The organism is Daejeonella sp. (assembly GCF_017495225.1).
Lineage (GTDB): Bacteria > Bacteroidota > Bacteroidia > Sphingobacteriales > Sphingobacteriaceae > Daejeonella.
The window spans coordinates 85,032-104,360 of sequence record NZ_JAFEIG010000015.1 but is presented as its reverse complement, the minus strand read 5'-3'; the positions used below and the strand labels follow the sequence as shown (position 1 = coordinate 104,360).

The following is a 19,329-nucleotide window of genomic DNA, read 5'->3' as shown; positions in this document are numbered from 1 at the left end:
AAAAATGACCTTAGGAAGAGAAAGCTAATTAACAGATTATCAAATAATTAGTCGCTAGGCATCTAAATCATGCTCATTCAAACATTTGTTCACAATATCGACCAGTATTTTTTCATTATCGAATAATTCGGACAATAATTTGAATTGATTTTTAGTCCGATCAAGATTTTGCTCCGGGTAAGATATCGGGTAATAGATACTTCCATTGAGGTAATCGCTTAAAAATCTTATGGCTTGCATATAGATCAAATACTTACCTGAGAAAAGTATGAGTTCTTTTTCTACGGGACTTAACATGGATCCCATTTCATGTAAATAACCTTTAACAATGGCCTCAAAATATTCTATGCGGATGGTGATTTTGCTGGTATCTGGTTCATTTTCAGAAAAGGCACAAAGGTAGGTTCGCATCATATCTCCTAAATCAGAAATAAATTTACCTGCCATTAAAGTATCTAAATCAATTACACATATACCTTTCATACTATCCTTATCGAAGAGCATATTACTAATTTTGGTATCGTGATGCATAGCCCGATCAGGAAATTCGGCTGAATCTTTAAAGGAGTTAAAATAATCGAGGATAAAACGATAATGTAATGCCTGATCTATTTCCCTACCTGCATTCTTTTTAAGATTCTCTGGTGCAGAAGCTAATGCATCGCTAAACTGCTCATAACGTAATCCGAGGTCGTGAAAACCCGGTATAGTCTCTTTCAATTGTGAAACGTCAAAATCAGAAAGCAATTTATTTAATCTACCGAATTGCATAGCCGCTTCATAAGCCTGATTTGGATCGCTTAACGTATCAAATGAAATTGAATTGGCTACGAATTGTGTTAATCGCCAATAAACTCCATCCACAAGTGCCATTTCCTGACCTGAAAGCGTTGGGATCGAACTAATGAATAAATAATCTGGATAATGTTCTGCTAAATAATCTCCTACAAGCTTAACGTTTTGAGCGATGATATCAGGCTTCTTAAAAACATTAATATTGATGCTTTGTAAAATAAATTGTTGGCTGGCACTTTTAATCGACACCAAAAACGTTGAGTTAATATGCCCAGTACCGAAGGGTTTTAAAATCACTGTATCGGGCTTTAATCCATATTCATTTAAAACCGCTTCCTTATTTTGTATTTCCATTTTCATTCAAGGCAAATCAATAATTATAATCTAGAATCTGCATTTTTTACTAAAGCCTCATATTTAGTATAAAAATATATCGCAGAAAAAAGTGTTAGTGCTAGTCCGACTAGCGACAGCCAAATTACGCTATTCGAGAAAAAAGTGACCCAATTAAGCTGCACTTTAAATATTTCCTTGCTTAGCATCACTCCTACGCTACCCACATAACCAAACGAATCTGCAAGGTAAATTAAGAAACCTACATTTCCTGTATGTTTAAAGGCCGCAATTAAACGTTCAAAAAAGACCGAATTAAAAGGGATATAAACCATATATAATCCTAAACCTACCAAAGTCATCCACCAAATAGGTGATAAACTATTACTGATGTAAAAGTAAGACGAAAGTCCCGCAATAATAAATCCCAATCCAATAAAAAAATGTGAAAGCATGAGCGCTTTAAAACTATTTTTTATGAGAACCATACTTCCTATAAGTACGAGAATTATGAGCGTTATTGGTGTTTCTGTTTTGGCAAAAAGTTCGGGTTTATCAAAAAAGCCCATTTCTTTCCACATTTCGGCACTAAAATTATCTCGCATATCCCTAAAAATAGTGGCAAAAGCATAAATGAGAATACATGCTACTAATCCCGGAAGGAAAAGCCTTGTAAACTTCTTACGGTCTTCAGCTAACATGGGCACCCTATCCATTCGGCTAGCGATATCTTCTTCACTTGGAGGCGGAATTTTCTCTATCAAAAAGACAAAAAACAACAAGGGACCCACAAAAACGAGTCCCGTATAAAATGGCACCCAAAACTCTGTAATTCCAAAATTCAACATCAACCATCCTCCCACTGTTTTCACGAAACCGGAGGCAAAAATAAAGCTTACTGCAAGGGTAGCGCCAATAAAATCGGTACTTCGTCTTCCCTCAACATAGGAAAAAACTACGCCCCAAAGCATCCCTAATGGGAATCCATTAATGAAAAGAAAAGCAATATTGTAAGGAGCTGGAACAAGTGCAAAAAACAACCAGCTGAGCCATGAAATAAGAGTAAGCAAGATGATAATCTTACCTCTACCATGTCTTTTTAGCTCAGAAATAAATTTGATGCCATAGAATTTGGCTAGCATATAACCCAACATCTGACTAATTACCAGAATTGTTTTATAGCTGTATCCAGCAATGGTAATACCATCGAAAGTTGCAACTGTGAATGATTTTCGGAAACCAAAAACCATAGTATAGGTCAGAAAAACAGTAATTGCAGCGTATAAACCTACTCGAAATGAGGTTTCTCCATTAGAATTGGACTTAAAAAAACTCATTAAAAAACCCTCATTGAAAAAAAATTAATTGAAGGTAATAAAAGGAATGAGAATGTGGAAATAATTAGGTGGTTAGTTGGTTAGGTGGTTAGATGGTTAGGTGGTTAGGTGGTTAGGCTAACGACATCTGAGATACTGGTGTACTAGCTAAAGTTTTGTCCTTGCTCCATATTCTTTGCCCAAAATTAGTATTGAGTAATTATATATTATTTTTCAAATTAAACATATTTCTTATTTTGATATTTATTTATAAATTAGAGAATAAATAAATTCATGGTTATGAAATATACCCCCCCCCAATTAAAAAGATTAATCTAGGATTAATCTTCACTGGAATCTTTACTGTTTTCCTCTTTCTATACAGTTGTCGGAAGGATAAAGCAGAAAACACCGTTCAAAGTCAACCTGCCTTTATGATTGAAGCGCGAAGCTTTTTTGAAGATGAGGTATTGAGCACAATGCCAAGCCAGCCTGGCCCAGAGGGTAATAAAACACCACTTTGGGATCAAGCCAAGATGGTAAAGATAAGTCTAGGCGATGCCTTGGTGGTACCCATAAAATACGAGAAACCACAAGGTATAAAGGCAGAGGGCGAGAAAACTTTTCGTGATCTCCAAAAATCAAGCTACCTGCTTATTTACAAAGACAAGAATAAAAATATGCAGGCAGAATGGGTCAGCTTGGCACCAATGGGAGAAAAAAAGAATGATAAATTTGTGGGTATCATTTCTGTGCATGAATGGAACGGGAAACCAAAACATGCTTTTGCTTTTAACCAAAACGGAAATATAGCACTTATGCAGGAAACGAATGTTTTTTTTCGGAAAGCAAGTATGAGAAATTCAGTCCTCTGCTATAAAGTTGATTATACTTATGTTGATATTAGACGGGATGAAAATGGACTATATGATGTTGAAGTTATAGGCTATACTAGAACCAATTGCATAACGATAGATGATTATAACGAACCCAATTATGAGGATTTCGAATATAATTTCGGGGCAGTTAGTGGTTACAATGGCATAGGTCCTTACGAATATAGTGACAAAATAGATTGCGCAGGTTTTCCAGGAGGCACAGCGATATTTAGCACCGAATGCCAACAATGTATTGGAGGTAAAACCGGAATTGATAAATGCCCTACTGATAGTCTAAAAAAAATAATGAAACCGAAGAATGATTGCTTGACAGATCCTCAAAATACTATGTTAAACAATACCTTTAATCAATATCTTTACGAAGGGAATAATGAATACTGGAAATGTTTACGAAATTTCATATACAAAAAGATTGAATCATCAGGAATAAAAATAGGAGTTTGCTTAGACCCCACAATAACGGATAATGGCGCATATAGACCTAGCCAAAAGAATATATTATTACCAAATGAATTTACTTTAAGTAGCTCCTCTTTATTTGGACATGAATTTTTTCATGTTTACCAAGATGCTCATTACCCAGGTGGTACTAGTCAATACTCTTACACAGGCAACCCAAATTTAGAGTTTGAGCAGGCGCTGTTTAAGGATATTATAAATGGAGGCTTTCCTACATCAGCAATGGGAAATGGTGTTTCCACTCAATTACAAGATGAGTATGAAACATGGATTAAGAGTATAACAAATAACTTCACTATTAAACCTCTACAATTTTCGGATCTTAAGGGTAAGTATAATTATTTCTTAGAGCAATTTTACCAAAATGGACCTTATAATCGTAGAGGAGCAATCAATTATAACCTTAGACCAGATGCACTCTTTTCAATATTCACAAATTCAAACTGTAATTTCGAACATTAAAATAATAATTCGTATGAAAAAGATTAATTCAAACACCAAGTGTTTACTAATAACCGCTACTTTAGTTTTAATGCAGCTTTTAGGCTTTGCGCAAACCAAATTAACTGACCTAAAAGATGGTTCGATTAATAAAGCACTTAATTATAGTTATCAAATTAAAAAAACTATTAAATATATAGAAATTGATAATATCAATAATAAATTTACCAATATAAAGCCAAACTCTCCTGGGCTATACGGCCAAGTACTGACTAAACCAGATATTGTTATTGATATGGAAAAAATTAGTAAAATTTGCGCCAAACATATTAGCACTAAACAATTAGAGATACTTACAGTAGGTACTAAATATACTGGTTTAAGAATTATTATCAGAACCGATATTTACGGCAATACATTAGAAATAGGATTTTTTACAGAGCAAAACTCTATATTGACTCTAAACCAATTAGAAAAAATTGAAAACGAGCTTATGACAACTAAATTGATAAGCATGAAGCCAGAAATATTACCCTTATTAGAAGGAAGTAATTTTTGGCAAATAAGACCTAAATTTTATTATGAGGATTTATTAAAAGTTAAAGTTGAAATGGAAGCCTCTAAACCATGAGAAACTAATTAAAATTAAACGCCCCTATCTGGGGCGTTTAACATCATTAAGTTAAAAGGTTATGCAAACGTATTTATCAATTACAAAAACTATTTGGGTTAATGGTTTATTTGCATTACTGTATAGTTCATGCTTTGCTCAAACACCAATAGCTGAACTAAAAGATGGATCCATAAATAAAGCCCTTAATCTTAACTATCAAATTAAAAAAACTACCAAATACATTGATATTGAAAACATCAATAATAGGTTTACCAATATAAAGCAGAACTCTCCTAGACTACACGGCCAAATATTGACCAAACCAGACATTGTTATTGATGTGGTCAAACTTAGCAGGATATGTGCCAATCACATAAGCAAACAACAAATTGAAACCCTTGCAGCAGGTATAAAATACGCAGGTTTGATGATAGATATTAAAACCGATATCAACGGAAATACATTAGAGGTAAGTTTTTTTACAGAACAAAATTCCATATTGACGCTAAACCAATTGGAAAAAATTGAAAAAGAGCTTATGACAACTAAATTGGTAAGCATGAAGCCAGAAATATTACCCTTATTAGAAGAAAGTAATTTTTGGCGAATAACTCCAACAATTATTTATGAGGATTTATTAAAAGTTAAATTAGAAATGGAAACTTCCAATCAAAAAGAAAATAATTAAGCTTAAAGGCCCCTAATTGGTGTGTTTTACTTTAAAATCTCACTGTCTGAAGAGTTTCCATCGATTACAAAAATTGATTTCCTGTTACAACAGAAAGGCTGTTGTAATTTTAGCGCAGCGATCGCTAAGAATTAGCAAATAATTGGAGTCTCCAAACTCATAAAATTGTAAATGCATTGCAGGACAATAAATTAATTGTAAATGCATTACAGGATTAAATTAAAAATTAAATTTTAAGGACGATACAAATGCTTATAACGCGTTTCCTCCCCCTACCCCCTCTTAAGGGGGACATGCGTAACGCCTAAATTTAGCACAAAATTTGCCTCAATCGTTCGGGATGACAGGTGCATGGCGTTTAAAAAACCATGTCATCCCGAAACCTGCCCTTCCGCAGGTGAGGGACCTTCGTTAAAACCGCATTCCGCGTTCAAAATTTAATCAACTATAGCTAGTGGATCAATTTGCTCCTTAATCCTTGCTCTTTATTCCTTGCTCTTTATTCCTTGCTCCTTATTCCTTGCTCCACAACAGGCTTCGGTCCCCGTTTATAAATTATCAGCCCATTTAAAAAATTTCTCAAAATCTGATCACCACAAGGCTTAAAATTTTCATGCTCCTTATTTCTAAATATCGCACCCAATTCGGTTCTGGTAATCGAAAAATCGACTAATTTAAGGATTTCAATGATTTCCTGATCGTTAAGCTTTAGCGCTACGCGAAGCTTTTTCATGATATCGTTATTGCTCATTTCTATTATCTTGAGACCTCAATTTTTATTTTTTTATTCTTTATTTTCTCGTTTTTAAAGAGTCTGACTAAGTTTTCAATCTTCTTGCGACTAACGCCTGCATAGGAAGCAAAATCTTGTACTTCAATTAAACCCAATTCATCCTTTTCAAGTTTCCCCTTCTTCATTAAAAGTCCGACAATATCAATTTTATTGATTTTATCTTTCCTTCCTGCCCCTAAATATAATGTTGCCCAAGCAGTATTTTCGGGAACAATATTTTTTTCTGCTAAAGTTTCAATCTCAATATTATCCTTCAAAAATGCAGGTTTTTCATCTTCAGTCAAAATAACATAGGCTGTTCCACTGGCATTCATTCTTGCTGTCCTCCCATTTCGATGCACAAAAGCCTCCTCATTATGTGGTAATTGATAGTGAATTACATTTTCAATTTCAGGAATATCTAATCCGCGGGAAGCCAAATCTGTGGTAATTAAAAAGCTATAACTTCCATTTCTGAACTTCAATAAAGCTTTTTCACGATCTTCTTGCTCCATCCCACCATGAAAAACTCCATGATCTAATCCCATATCCCATAATAATCCGCTAATCCTATCTACAGCTTCACGGTGGTTACAAAAAACCAATGTGGAGCGATTTCCGATTTTACAAATCAATGAAAATAAGGTCTCCAACTTATCAGCTGCCTCAGAAATGATGGATTTAACGCTCAAATCAGGGCGACTATTCGAGTCGCTGAGGAAATTAACTTCGGCAGCTTTTTTCAATCCTGTAAAATCTGGAATCTCCGTCATTTTAGTCGCGGAGGTTAAAATTCTACGACCTACATTCTTTAAACGACTGATTATAAAGGCCATATCATCCTCAAAGCCAAACTCAAGAGCTTTGTCAAACTCATCCAACACAATGCTATGTATGGTATCGGGATTAAAATTTTCATGGCGAATATGATAAGCCATTCTTCCGGGAGTGCCAATAACAATAGCAGGCGCCTGAACCAAATTGTTTTTTTCGGTCCTGACAGGATGTCCTCCATAAAAACAATTCACCTTAAAACCAGTGGCCATTGCTTTAAAAACCTGTTCAATTTGGAGCGCTAATTCCCTTGAAGGCACCAATATTAATGCTTGAATTCCAGATTTTGAAGGATCTAATCGCATTAAAACGGGTATTAAAAACGCAATTGTCTTCCCAGAGCCTGTCGGCGATAAAATTACCGTGTCTTTTGCACTAGCCGAATCAATCGCCACACGCTGCATATCGTTGAGGGATGCAATCTTTAAATTCTTTAATACCTTCTCTATCATTTTGCCATTTAAAATGCAAAGGTAATGCAATTATTATCAAACGATTTATTCCTTGCATTTCAATACTATTTTTACACGCTTTGGCGTTCACAATGAGTCAATTTTGACTATTTTCGCAAACAAATTAAAAGCCGATATTTAAATAAGCCATGAAAACAAAATCCATCTTAGTTCCTTTAATAATTTTTATGCTTGCTCTGAGTTCATGTCAGCAAAATTCAGCACCCAAGGCAGCAAAAAACAATGATAACAATAAGATAAATCAGGAAGAAAGCGGAAATCAGGAAGCTTTAGAAAATCAAAAAGCGGCAAGCGCTGCCGAAATTCTTGCCAAACCGCAAGTACCTATTTTATGTTATCATCAAATTAGAAATTGGACAGCTACAGATGGAAAAATGGGTAAAGATTATATCGTTCCGATGGCAGAGTTTAAATCGCAAATGAAAATGCTTGCCGACAGTGGCTATCAAACTATTTTACCAGACCAACTCTACGATTATTTAGTTTATGGAAAGAAACTGCCTAAAAAGCCTATCATGTTAACCTTTGACGATACTAAACTAGATCAATACACCGCTGCCATTCCAGAAATGAATAAATATGGTTTTAAGGGCGTATTTTTTATCATGACGGTCTCAATTGGCAAACCAAATTATATGAGCAAGGCACAAATAAAAGAATTATCTGATGCTGGTCATGTTATTGGTTCGCATACTTACGATCATCAAAATGTGAAAAAATACCAGGGTGAGGATTGGGCAACACAGATAGAAAAGCCAACAAAAACATTGCAAGAAATTACGGGTAAAGAAGTGAAATATTTTGCCTACCCATTTGGATTATGGAATAAAGAAGCTATCCCAGAATTAAAGAAAAGAGGCTTCAGTTCAGCATTTATTTTAGCAGAAAAAAGAGATGAAAATGATCCCCTGTTTACCATAAGAAGGATCATTGCAAGTGGATATTGGGATACCAAAACTTTACATAATAGCATTGTTAAAAGTTTTTAATTCAAAAACAGATATTATTCAATACTAAACACTTATATTTAAATTTCAAGATAAAAAATTATGAAAAAATTAATCTTATTAACACTAATGTTTGGTGGTTTATTCAACTTAACTACCCTTGCTCAACAAGATAAAAGCAAAAGAGCTAGTCCGCCAGCCTTAGTTTCACAAAGCCTAACATCTGGCGCATCAGTATCAATAGATTATAGTCGCCCATCTTTAAAGGGTAGATCCTTAAACGAACTAGCTCCGGCAGGAAAAGTATGGCGTACAGGTGCTAATGAGACTACTATTTTTGAGACTAGCCAAGATTTAAAAATTGAAGGCCAATTATTAGCAGCTGGAAAATACGGCTTGTATACCATTCCTGGGGAGAAAGAGTGGACCATCATTTTCAATAAAGCATGGAAAAATTGGGGTACAGTTTATAAGGAAAGTGATGATGCCTTACGCATTCAAGTTAAACCAGGTAAATCAAAGGAATTTACTGAAACGATGAGCTTTGAAATTACCAAAAATGGCCAAGTACACCTAATTTGGGCTGATACTCAGATAAGTTTTGAAATTCAATAAAAATTTTGTATATTAAAGGGTTTAAATAAAATTAAACCCTTTTTTTATGTCTTCGCCCCGTCTATAATGTCTATGAATAATGTTTTTTCTGCTTTTCTATTACTTGCTAGCCTAACAACGATTCTTTCCTCCTGCCAATCGGAAACTTCGAAATCTGAAAAAGAAAATATAGAATATATTTATAACGACTTTAAGCCGGATGAGTTTTATCCTGCGGCACAGGTTGAATTACAAATAAAATCATCTGGTTCAACTATCTATGGATTTGCTTATACAGCAGACGGAAAGGGCCCTCATCCAACAATTGTACTTCTTCATGGTTTACCCGGAAATGAAAGAAATTTAGATTTGGCACAGAATTTACGCAGGGCGGGCAATAATGTAATTTACTTTAATTATCGAGGTGCATGGGGCAGTCAAGGTGTTTTTAGGTTTAAAAACTCTGTTGAAGATGCTGGAGCAGTACTCGATTACCTTACAGACAGCCTGAATAGGTTCCAACTAAAGGTCGACACCGGAAAAATTGCCCTTGTAGGTCATAGTATGGGTGCTGGTTTAGCTCTAATTTCAGGCTTAAAAGATCCGAGGGTTAAAGGTGTTTTTGCAGTTTCGGTCTTTAATCCATACACACTTCTTCAAGGTAAAGATGCGGAAGGAAATTTAATAGGGCTTAAAGAATATCTTCTGACTTTAGGGATGCTTAATTGCGATCCAAATGAGTTTTTAAATGATATATTGAAAGATATCCAGCAATATGACATTGAAAAAATGATAGCTAGTTCCAAGAAACCAATTATGGTAATTGATGAGCATATGAACAATCCCACCTTCACCAATTATAATAAAAGCAAAACTTTTGAATATAAAATTTGGAATACTGATCATGCATTTTCAAATAGAAGGGTAGCATTAACCAAGGAAATTGTTAAGTGGATGAACAAAGAAATTATTTCAACACCTATTGAGAAAGAGAAAAAACCTGATTTAAAAATTAAAAAATAGCTTCAATTTTGAATGTTTTTCCATTAAAATCAAAGGTATAACCAACTTTTTGGCGCATTAGTTTGAGTCCGATAGGTGAAATACCCGAAATAGCGAAATAACTATCCCCATCAACCTGTATCTGTCCCCTACTGATACTCATATAAAATTTACCAATATTCGTAATTACAAGGCTTCCAGAATGAACAATTTGAGAGGCTTGATAGTTCTCAATTTGTTCAAGAGCGATTTTCATTTTCTTAGCCTCTTCTAATTGCTTCCTATTTCTGTCAATTTCTTGCTGCATCATTTCGCGTCCGGTTTCAAATTTATCGCCCGCACTGCTTTTGGTATCATCGTTTGCCGACTCACTAGCATCTTGAATAGCTAACTCAGCGGTATTAATGCAATCCACTACATATTGCATACATTGATTAAATAACTCTTCCTTAATCTTATTCATTTTTACAAAGAAGCATAATTTTTTAATATTCAGGTTTAACAAAATTGAATCCGTACCTTTGCATTTTAATAAAAATTCATGATTACAGTATCAAATCTATCATTACGTTACGGCAAACGGACTCTTTTTGAGGAAGTAAATTTAAAATTCACAGCGGGTAATTGCTACGGTATTATCGGTGCAAATGGAGCTGGGAAATCTACATTTTTAAAAATCCTATCTAAGGAGATTGATCCTACAAGCGGATCAGTATCATTCACTCCAGGTGAAAGAATGGCGGTTTTAACACAAAACCACTATGCCTTTGATGAATTCCCAGTAATTGAAGCCGTATTAATGGGCCATAAAGAGCTTTATAGCATCATGAAAGAAAAAGATGCTCTTTATGCAAAAGAAGATTTTGATGATAAAGATGGTGAACGTGCTGGCGAGCTTGAAAACCTTTTTGCTGAAATGGACGGATGGAATGCAGAAAACAATGCAGCAACCATGCTTAGCAATTTGGGCATTAAAGAGGAGTTTCACTATAGCTTATTGAAAGATTTAGATGGAAATCAAAAGGTTAGAATCTTGTTGGCGCAGGCATTATTTGGGAAACCAGACATTCTGCTTTTAGATGAGCCTACCAACGATTTGGACATTCAAACTATTGCCTGGCTAGAAGATTTTCTTGCTTCCTATGAAGGGATTATTCTTGTTGTATCTCACGACAGGCACTTTTTAGATACTGTTTGTACCCATGTAGTGGATATTGATTTCAGTAAAATGAATATCTATACTGGAAATTATTCATTCTGGTATGAGTCGAGCCAGTTAGCTTTGAAGCAGCGTTCAGATCAAAATAAGAAAACGGAAGAAAGAGTTAAGGAACTTCAAGAATTTATTCGCCGATTTAGTGCAAATGCATCTAAGTCAAAGCAAGCAACAAGTCGTAAAAAGGCCTTAGATAAAATAAATATTGATGAAATTCAGCCTTCAAACCGTAAATACCCAGGAATTATCTTTAATCATCAGGGTAGAGAAGCTGGCGATCAGATACTTCAGGTAGAAAAGCTAAAGAAGGAATTAAATGGAGAACTATTATTCTCTGATATTAACTTCATGGTTAATAAAGGTGATAAAATTGCCATCCTTTCTGAAAACAGCTTAGCCACAACTGCATTTTACGATATTTTAACTGGTCGCGATAGCGATTATCAAGGTGAATATAAGTGGGGTGTAACTATCAATATTGCAGATATCCCAAATGATAATTCTGAATACTTCAAGGCTAAAGACACGAATTTAGTGGATTGGTTACGTGAATATTCGGAGGGAGAAAAAGACGAACAATTTATCAGAGGTTTCTTAGGACGTATGTTATTCTCTGGTGAGGAAGTTCTAAAGCAGTCGTCTGTGCTTTCAGGAGGCGAGAAAATGAGATGTATGTTCTCAAGAATGATGCTTCAACAAGCTAATTTATTGATGTTTGATGAACCTACCAATCACTTAGATCTGGAATCTATCACCGCCCTAAACAACGGAATGAAAGATTTTAAGGGCATCATCTTATTCACATCGCGAGATCATGAATTAACTGAAACTGTGGCAAACCGCATCATTGAGTTAACTCCGGGAGGAATTATTGATAAGCTTATGACTTATGATGAATATATCACTAGTGATGCTGTAAAACAGCAGCGCGAAGAATTATACGCTAAAAAGAAATAAGAAAAAGATAAAAAAGCCGGTAACACAAATTACCGGCTTTTTTATTGACCAAAACTATAGTTTTGCACGCTTTTTCAACTCCTCAATAGGCATTGTCAGCATTCTTCCTACGGGCTTATTGCCTCTATAAGTAATCAGTTTTAATTGCTTGGCATCAATTGGAACAGTGAGTGTACCCATATATTTAGGATAAAAGCGATCTGGGAAAGAATTATCAAAACTGTAGTAAATGTCTAGTCCCTCAATTTCTAAACTCAAATCAACCGTCAATTTCCTATCCGCAGTTTTTCCTGCTTTAAATATTGGATCGTACACACTTGGCGAATATTTTGTTTCAGCAATATCAAAGCGTTTAAAATGTTCCTCCACCCTTGACATGAAGTCTGGCCAATTTTTCTTATCCTTTTCCGACCAAACAGATTCTGCAATGGCAAGGCCACGTGGCCAAGTCATGTATTCCGCTTGACGAATATTATAAACCTGCTCAGTCCATAAATTAGCTTGCCCACCTTTAATATATTTAGGATCTACGCCCTCCGGTACAGGCTCAAACTCATAGGTTTTATTCAATCTTAGCGATGCATAGACTCTAGGCTCAGAAATTGCATCTGATTGCATATAATCGAGGTATGCATAGGTTGTTGGGCTCATTACCACTTCATGTTGATTATGGGCCGCTTCAATACCATATTTCATTCCGCGCCAGCTCATTACAGCGGTTGTAGGACTCACACCACCTTCTAACACCTCATCCCAAGCCATCATTTTTTTACCCTTAGATTCCACAATTTTTTCTATCCTACGAGTAAAATAGCCTTGAACTTTGGTAATATCTTGAATGCCTTCGCGTAGCATAAGCTCTTTAATTTGCGGGTTTTTCTGCCAAAAATTAATCGGCGCTTCATCACCTCCAACATGAATATATTCAAATGGGAAAAGCTGTGCTAACTGAGTTATTACGGTATCCATAAAGCTGTAAGCGAGCTCATTAGCAGGACATAATGTATTGTCTAACAAAGCTTTAGGAGGTGCGCCACCCGACCAATCCATGATTTTTTCGCCCGATCTAACCTTATAATTTATAGCTTCAGGAGTACATGACAATTCGGGATAGGAAGCAATTGCAGCAAGACTATGACCTGGAACATCAACCTCAGGAAGAATGTTTATAAATCGATCTTTTGCATAAGAAACTAGTTCCTTTATATCTTCTTGGGTATAAAAGCCTCCATAATTACGGGCTTCATCAGGTTTTTGGGGAATAAAATCGCCGAATTCACCAATACGCTTCACATTCCAAGCACCAACTTCAGTCAGTTTTGGGAAACCCTTAATTTCAATTCTCCAACCCTCATCGTCAGTTAAGTGTAAATGTAAAACATTGTATTTGTATTTAGCCATGGCATCAATGTATTTCTTGACTTCCTCCTTAGTAAAGAAATGCCTTGCCACATCAAACATCAATCCACGCCAAGCCAATTTAGGGTAATCAGTGATTTCAAGCAAAGGAATTTGCCAAATTATATTTCCTTGCAATTGCTTACTTTCAATCTCTTTAGGAAGTAATTGAATCAACGTTTGCACCCCATAAAACAGTCCCGCAGGCATATTTGCACTGATTTTTACACCAGAATCCCTTACTGATAAATGATATCCCTCATTTCCTAATTTAGAATCATAAGCATCGTTTATAATTAGGTTTATGCTTGCTTGATCTGAATTTTTAGTGGTACTAACATGATAAGCTGTTGCCGGACTAATTCTCTGACTTAGAATGGAAATTACCGACTGAATCTCATTCGAATTTGGGGCATGGACTGTTATATTTTCTGGCAGTTTAAAATAACCAGAACCTTGTTTTAAATAAACAGGTTGTGGAATAATGGCTATCCTTGGGATATTTGATTGAGCAAATACACTGCAAGAAAGCAGGAGGAAAAATAAAAAATAAGAGATTTTTTTCATTTGAATTTCTAGGCTTGTTTGGGAATGATTAAAAATAGCTAAAATATTCAAATTCGAATAAAGAATCACCTTCAGGAATAATTCTAACATGAAAAACATTGTTAGAATTAGACATAAAAAAAGCAGCCCCCAGGAAGGAAGCTGCTTGAAGATATAAAGAAATTATACTATCTGATGGCTGAAGCCTTCACGAAAGCACCTGTAGCATCAAAATGTACAGCATATTTGGTTAAATTGGCATCAATCAACACTAAATAGGCCTTTACTACCCCATTTGCTTTAATTTCAAATGCTTTTTTGAATACATAATTAGGGAAAGTTGTAGTTAAGTACGTAGTTGAAACAGCAGGTAAAGCACTAGCTGCAATCGACATACCCTTACCAGGGAAAGCAGGCAATTGATGACGCTTTAAAAAAGTATTTGTTGCACTAAAAGCAGTGGCAAAATAATTGACATTTTTGCTAATCACAATAATGCTTTGATCTTTATTAACAAAGGCATGAACGATAGTGTCAGCCACATAAGTATTTGATATATAGGTCTTTATTGAAGCAGGTATGGCACTAATTGCTAAAGTATCGCGTTGTTTCCCATCTCTGTGATCAAATAGACCACCGGCATGCCAGCCACCGCGACCTTTCATATTGCGACCTTCTCTAAGCTCCAATACCTTAACAAAAGCACCTGTAGCATCAAATTTTAAAGCAACAGGCTTTGAATTAAACTGAATAACAACAACATAGCTATCTACAGCTGCTGTAATTTGATTCGAGATTTGATATGCCTTTTGAAAAGTAAAACCGGAATAATTAGCATTTAAATAGTTTGTAATAGTTGAAGAAAGAGCAGCTAATTCGATTGGACTTTTCTTATTTCCCTTTTTGCAGGCTTCCATAGCATACAAACTATCGGATGATCCAAAACTTGACCCTAAAGCAGAAGTACTACTAATGGTTATGGCTTCCAGCCTTGCAAATTCAAGTTCATTATCTAAGGGTAAAGAATCTTTTTTACATGCACCAAGGCTCATTAAGGCAATACTTAATACAAGTAGAGCGCTTTTTAATTGTGTTTGTTTCTTCATGATCATTGTTTTTTCTGTAAAATTATTTTGCCAAGATGAAGAATAGATGATTTTTTATTTTTTTTGAGAAATAAAAAAGGGCATTGAAAATTCAATGCCCTTTCTAAAAAAGAATTAAAATTTAGTGCGATGCATGACCATCAGCACCGTGTGCATGCCCATGAGCTAATTCCTCATCAGTTGCAGCACGTACAGAAATGATTTTACCAATAAAGTGTAAATCCTGACCAGCCATAGGATGATTTAAATCAACAATTACTGCAGCCTCAGTGATTTCTTTTACTCTTGCACTAAACTGGTGACCTTGATCATCCTGTAAAGGCAAAATTGAACCTACAGCTGGAATTTCCATATCGCCAAACATCTCCTTTGGTAGATCAGTTACGCGACTATCATCTTTTACTCCATAGGCATCTTCGGCAGCCAAATGGAAGTCATAGCTATCACCAATATTTAAGCCAGCTAAATTTTCTTCAAACTTTGGAAGCATCATTCCTACTCCAAATAAAAAAACTAGAGGATTTTGCTCATCAGCTTTTTCTACAAATACTTCTTGATCGTTTTCTTTTGTGTAAAGATCATAGGTTAGCGCTACTACGCTGTTTAATTGAATTGTCATTTTAATAGAATTAAGTAATTGACAGGTTAGGAAAATCTTCTTGAATTCCTAAGCTTGTAATGGTTTATCGATTTGTTTAATTGCGTCAATTACCTCAACTACTGGTAATAAACAAGTTTTGTTTTGGCACACATATATTTTTGTATCTGTATCCCATTTATCTTTTAACAAAGGTAATGTTCCTGAAGAACCTCCCAAAAGTATTTTGTTAGGAATGTAATATTTTTCTATTTCACGCCTCTTTTCATCAGCTGAAGCACCAGTAATGGCAATTTCAAATAGCCCAAAAACATGCAATAACAGTAGTGAAGCCCAGTTTGAGTAGCCTGAACCATAGCTCTTTATTCGGGCATGCACATTTCTAAGCATTTGCTCTGAAATATTTAAATAAGCACTTTGATCATAAAAATGTCCCAATTTAAAGAGATTATGAGCCATTACCGAATTGGAAGCTGGAATAACATTATCTAAAATCTCTTGTTTACGAGCAATAAGCTGTTCTCCCGACTTAGCCGTATAAAAAAACATGGCAGTCTCTTGATCAAAGAACTCAGAAATAGCTTCATCTGTTAATTTTTTGGCAAATTCTAGGTATTTTTCATCAAAACATGATTCATAGAGTGAGATAAAACCTTCAATAACCAAAGCATAATCGTCAAGGAATGCTGCATTAGGCTCCTTTTGATCCGGATTTTTTTGATAAACCCGAACCAATTTTTGATCCACAATCAATTGGTCAAGGATAAATTGAGCATTCCTCCGAGCTTTCTCAAGAAATTTAGGCTCCGCAAATACGCGATAGGCATCCGCATAAGCTTTTAACATCATCCCATTCCAAGAAGCGAGAATTTTATCATCTAATCCCGGTCGGATACGTAATGAACGAGCCTCCAAAACCTTCGCCTTTGCGTCTTTGATTTTATTTACCAAAACTTCCACACTAATACCCAATTTGGTCGCTATTTCGGAATTTTCAAACTTTCTGATAAAAACATTGGTCGCCTCTTCAACCCAGTTTCCTTCCTCTGTAACTTGATAATAAATATTAAACAAGTCTTCATCTTCACCTAAAATGGATTTAATCTCTTCTTTTGTAAAAGAATAAAATTTACCTTCTACCCCCTCGCTATCCGCATCAATGGCCGAGTAAAATGCCCCTTGTGGGGATGTCATTTCTCTTTCAATAAATTCTAAGCATTCATAAACCACATCTTTATAAATCGGATCGGGCGTATATTGAAAAGCCTCTGAGTACAAAGAAACAAGCTGTGCATTATCATACAGCATTTTCTCGAAATGAGGGATATGCCATCTTCCATCTACTGAATAGCGAGCAAAACCACCCCCTATTTGATCGTAAATGCCACCAAAGGCCATTTTTTGAAGAGTAATGCGACTTGCAGTATGTGCAGCATCATCTTTCATGAGATGGGCGTAGCGCAACATAAATTGCCAATTATTAGGGAGTGGAAACTTAGGAACACGATTATAACCCCCATCTACGAAATCAAATGTACGTTTCCAAATTTCAAAAATATCGGATACATCCTTTTTACTATATTCATGCTCCTGATCAATTTTAACAAGCTGCTCCCCTCTATTGATACCATTGGTTAGTCTAACAGCATATCCAATAGCATCTTCCGGCTTTTGTTGCCAATAATCGGCCAAGTTTTTTAAAATACTTTTCCAATCTTCCCTTTTGAAATAAGTCCCACCATAAATTGGACGTTGATCGGGTAAACAAAAGCAATTTAATGGCCAGCCACCACTTCCAGTCATTAATTGTACCGCATCCATGTAAATTTGGTCGATATCAGGTCGCACCTCACGATCAATCTTAATGCATACGAAGTGCTCATTCATAATATCAGCAACAGCCTGATCTTCAAAGCTTTCATGCTCCATAACATGGCACCAATGGCAAGCTGAATAGCCAATACTGACTAAAATAAGCTTATTTTCCTTTTTTGCTTTCGCTAATGCTTCTTCTCCCCATGGATACCAATCAACGGGATTATTGGCATGTTGCAAGAGATAGGGCGATGTTTGGTGGATGAGTCTGTTTGACATTTTATTCTATTAAAACACAAAAATAATGATTTCGGATGGAGCATCTGATAATATCAAAGCAATAATTATTCGGCTTATTTATTGATAAAATTGTTTTTTGAATAAGAATAAAGACTTAAATTTCGACATGAAAATTACTCATATCGATATCTATAGATTTAGCATTCCGATGGAACCTTTTGTGATTGCTACTGGCACCATGGATTATGCACAAAATGTATTCATTCGTGTACATACCGACTCACAAAATTATGGCGTTGGCGAATGCTCTGCCTTCCCAATGATTGTTGGCGAAACGCAGGAGACATGCTTAGCAATGGCCAAAGATTTTGCCCAAATTTGGAAAGGTAAAGATGCGCTCGATATTCCTGCAAGAATTCAGGATCTACATAATTATACAGCTCATAATTCGACCATAAAAAGTGCTTTTGATATGGCCCTTTATGATCTTGCTGCTAAAAACCAAAATTTACCGCTTTATAAATATTTAGGTGGCAAAAAAAGGACTATTGAAACCGACATGACCATCGGAATTGGTACTCCCGAAGAAATGGTTCAATCTGCACTCACCTACCAAAAACAAGGTGCAAGCATTTTGAAGATTAAATTAGGGAAAAAAGCAGATGCCGATTTAGAGCGAATCAGAGCGATTAGAAATGCTGTTGGGAATGACATGCTTATCAGAATTGATGCCAATCAAGGGTGGAATTATGATGATGCTCTATTTTGTTTAAAGGAAATGGAACCCTTAAATATTGAGTTTTGTGAGCAACCCATGCGGACTTGGTATGATGATTTGCTTCCTGAATTAAGAAAAAATACAGGAATAAAGATTATGGCTGATGAAAGTTGTTATAATCATCATGACGCCCGCAAATTAATCAATGCCGGCGCTTGTGAGCTCATCAATATAAAGTTTGCTAAATCGGGCGGAATAAACGAGGGACTTAAAATTCATGAAACAGCCAGCAATGCCGGAATGGCCTGCATGATAGGAAGTATGCTCGAAAGTAGAATCGCACTAAGCGCTAACCTACATTTTGCTTATGCTTGTCAAAATATCAAATATTTCGACCTTGATACCTGTTTATTAGGACATTTAGTAGATCCTGTAATTGGTGGCGTGACTTATGAAGGTTATTTCTTGGATATTCCAGATACACCAGGTATTGGAGCCGATGTAGATGATAATTTTCTGAAGACCTGCGAGATGTGGCAGGTATAAAAAATTAATCCAGGTAAATTTTA

17 protein-coding genes are annotated in these 19,329 nt (G+C 35.6%); 8 read left to right on the top strand and 9 right to left on the bottom strand.

Going from position 1 to position 19,329, the window contains the following annotated elements; translation table 11 throughout:
- Positions 1-54: 54 nt before the first annotated feature.
- Positions 55-1,155 (bottom strand): phosphotransferase, encoded by a 1,101-nt coding sequence (locus tag QZ136_RS06220; protein WP_291401520.1) that lies wholly within the window; start codon positions 1,153-1,155, stop codon positions 55-57.
- 17 nt (positions 1,156-1,172) lie between these two features.
- A complete protein-coding gene (locus QZ136_RS06215) occupies positions 1,173-2,465 on the bottom strand; it encodes a DUF5690 family protein (protein WP_291401518.1) in 1,293 nt (430 codons plus the stop codon).
- Positions 2,466-2,878: 413 nt separating this feature from the next.
- On the opposite strand from QZ136_RS06215, the gene QZ136_RS06210 reads away from it, so the two are divergent.
- The 3 genes from QZ136_RS06210 (at position 2,879) to QZ136_RS06200 (ending at position 5,544) form a co-directional block, all read left to right on the top strand.
- Complete coding sequence (locus tag QZ136_RS06210) at positions 2,879-4,264, top strand: hypothetical protein (RefSeq protein WP_291401516.1); 1,386 nt, start codon at positions 2,879-2,881, stop codon at positions 4,262-4,264.
- A gap of 13 nt (positions 4,265-4,277) precedes the next feature.
- The gene (locus tag QZ136_RS06205; RefSeq protein WP_291401514.1) at positions 4,278-4,874 is read left to right on the top strand and encodes a hypothetical protein; all 597 of its coding nucleotides are present in this window, start codon (positions 4,278-4,280) and stop codon (positions 4,872-4,874) included.
- Positions 4,875-4,935: 61 nt separating this feature from the next.
- A complete protein-coding gene (locus QZ136_RS06200; protein ID WP_291401512.1) occupies positions 4,936-5,544 on the top strand; it encodes a hypothetical protein in 609 nt (202 codons plus the stop codon).
- Positions 5,545-6,043: 499 nt separating this feature from the next.
- Here QZ136_RS06200 and QZ136_RS06195 read toward each other — a convergent pair whose 3' ends face one another.
- Both QZ136_RS06195 and QZ136_RS06190 read right to left on the bottom strand, forming a co-directional pair.
- Positions 6,044-6,295: a DUF1456 family protein gene (locus QZ136_RS06195; protein WP_291401510.1), complete on the bottom strand. Its 252-nt coding sequence runs from the start codon at positions 6,293-6,295 to the stop codon at positions 6,044-6,046.
- Between the two features lie 5 nt (positions 6,296-6,300).
- Positions 6,301-7,602: a DEAD/DEAH box helicase gene (locus tag QZ136_RS06190; RefSeq protein WP_291401509.1), complete on the bottom strand. Its 1,302-nt coding sequence runs from the start codon at positions 7,600-7,602 to the stop codon at positions 6,301-6,303.
- 149 nt (positions 7,603-7,751) lie between these two features.
- Here QZ136_RS06190 and QZ136_RS06185 point away from each other — a divergent pair, with 149 nt between their 5' ends.
- From QZ136_RS06185 to QZ136_RS06175, 3 genes are all read left to right on the top strand, one after another.
- The gene (locus QZ136_RS06185; protein WP_291401507.1) at positions 7,752-8,612 is read left to right on the top strand and encodes a polysaccharide deacetylase family protein; all 861 of its coding nucleotides are present in this window, start codon (positions 7,752-7,754) and stop codon (positions 8,610-8,612) included.
- A gap of 60 nt (positions 8,613-8,672) precedes the next feature.
- Positions 8,673-9,185, top strand: coding sequence for a DUF2911 domain-containing protein (locus QZ136_RS06180; RefSeq protein WP_291401505.1), 513 nt, complete (start codon positions 8,673-8,675; stop codon positions 9,183-9,185).
- 72 nt (positions 9,186-9,257) lie between these two features.
- On the top strand, positions 9,258-10,187 hold the full coding sequence (locus QZ136_RS06175; RefSeq protein ID WP_291401503.1) for an alpha/beta fold hydrolase: 930 nt from the start codon (positions 9,258-9,260) through the stop codon (positions 10,185-10,187).
- Here the strand turns inward: QZ136_RS06175 and QZ136_RS06170 are convergent.
- A complete protein-coding gene (locus QZ136_RS06170) occupies positions 10,177-10,629 on the bottom strand; it encodes a 3-oxoacyl-ACP synthase (protein ID WP_291401501.1) in 453 nt (150 codons plus the stop codon). The genes QZ136_RS06175 and QZ136_RS06170 overlap by 11 nt on opposite strands.
- 78 nt (positions 10,630-10,707) lie before the next feature.
- On the opposite strand from QZ136_RS06170, the gene QZ136_RS06165 reads away from it, so the two are divergent.
- Positions 10,708-12,339 carry an ATP-binding cassette domain-containing protein gene (locus QZ136_RS06165; RefSeq protein ID WP_291401499.1) on the top strand — a complete coding sequence of 544 codons (1,632 nt, stop codon included), beginning with the start codon at positions 10,708-10,710 and terminating at the stop codon, positions 12,337-12,339.
- A gap of 54 nt (positions 12,340-12,393) precedes the next feature.
- Here the strand turns inward: QZ136_RS06165 and QZ136_RS06160 are convergent, their stop codons facing one another.
- The 4 genes from QZ136_RS06160 to QZ136_RS06145 all read right to left on the bottom strand — a co-directional run bounded on the left by QZ136_RS06160 (position 12,394) and on the right by QZ136_RS06145 (position 18,081).
- A complete protein-coding gene (locus QZ136_RS06160) occupies positions 12,394-14,304 on the bottom strand; it encodes a family 20 glycosylhydrolase (protein ID WP_291401496.1) in 1,911 nt (636 codons plus the stop codon).
- Between the two features lie 167 nt (positions 14,305-14,471).
- Positions 14,472-15,389: a PepSY-like domain-containing protein gene (locus QZ136_RS06155; protein WP_291401494.1), complete on the bottom strand. Its 918-nt coding sequence runs from the start codon at positions 15,387-15,389 to the stop codon at positions 14,472-14,474.
- Between the two features lie 121 nt (positions 15,390-15,510).
- Entirely contained in the window at positions 15,511-16,008 is a 498-nt protein-coding gene (locus QZ136_RS06150) for a peptidylprolyl isomerase (protein WP_291401493.1), read from the bottom strand.
- Between the two features lie 48 nt (positions 16,009-16,056).
- Positions 16,057-18,081 (bottom strand): thioredoxin domain-containing protein, encoded by a 2,025-nt coding sequence (locus QZ136_RS06145; protein ID WP_291401491.1) that lies wholly within the window; start codon positions 18,079-18,081, stop codon positions 16,057-16,059.
- 127 nt (positions 18,082-18,208) lie between these two features.
- Here QZ136_RS06145 and QZ136_RS06140 point away from each other — a divergent pair, with 127 nt between their 5' ends.
- The gene (locus QZ136_RS06140; RefSeq protein WP_291401557.1) at positions 18,209-19,306 is read left to right on the top strand and encodes a dipeptide epimerase; all 1,098 of its coding nucleotides are present in this window, start codon (positions 18,209-18,211) and stop codon (positions 19,304-19,306) included.
- The last annotated feature ends 23 nt before the right edge of the window (positions 19,307-19,329 follow it).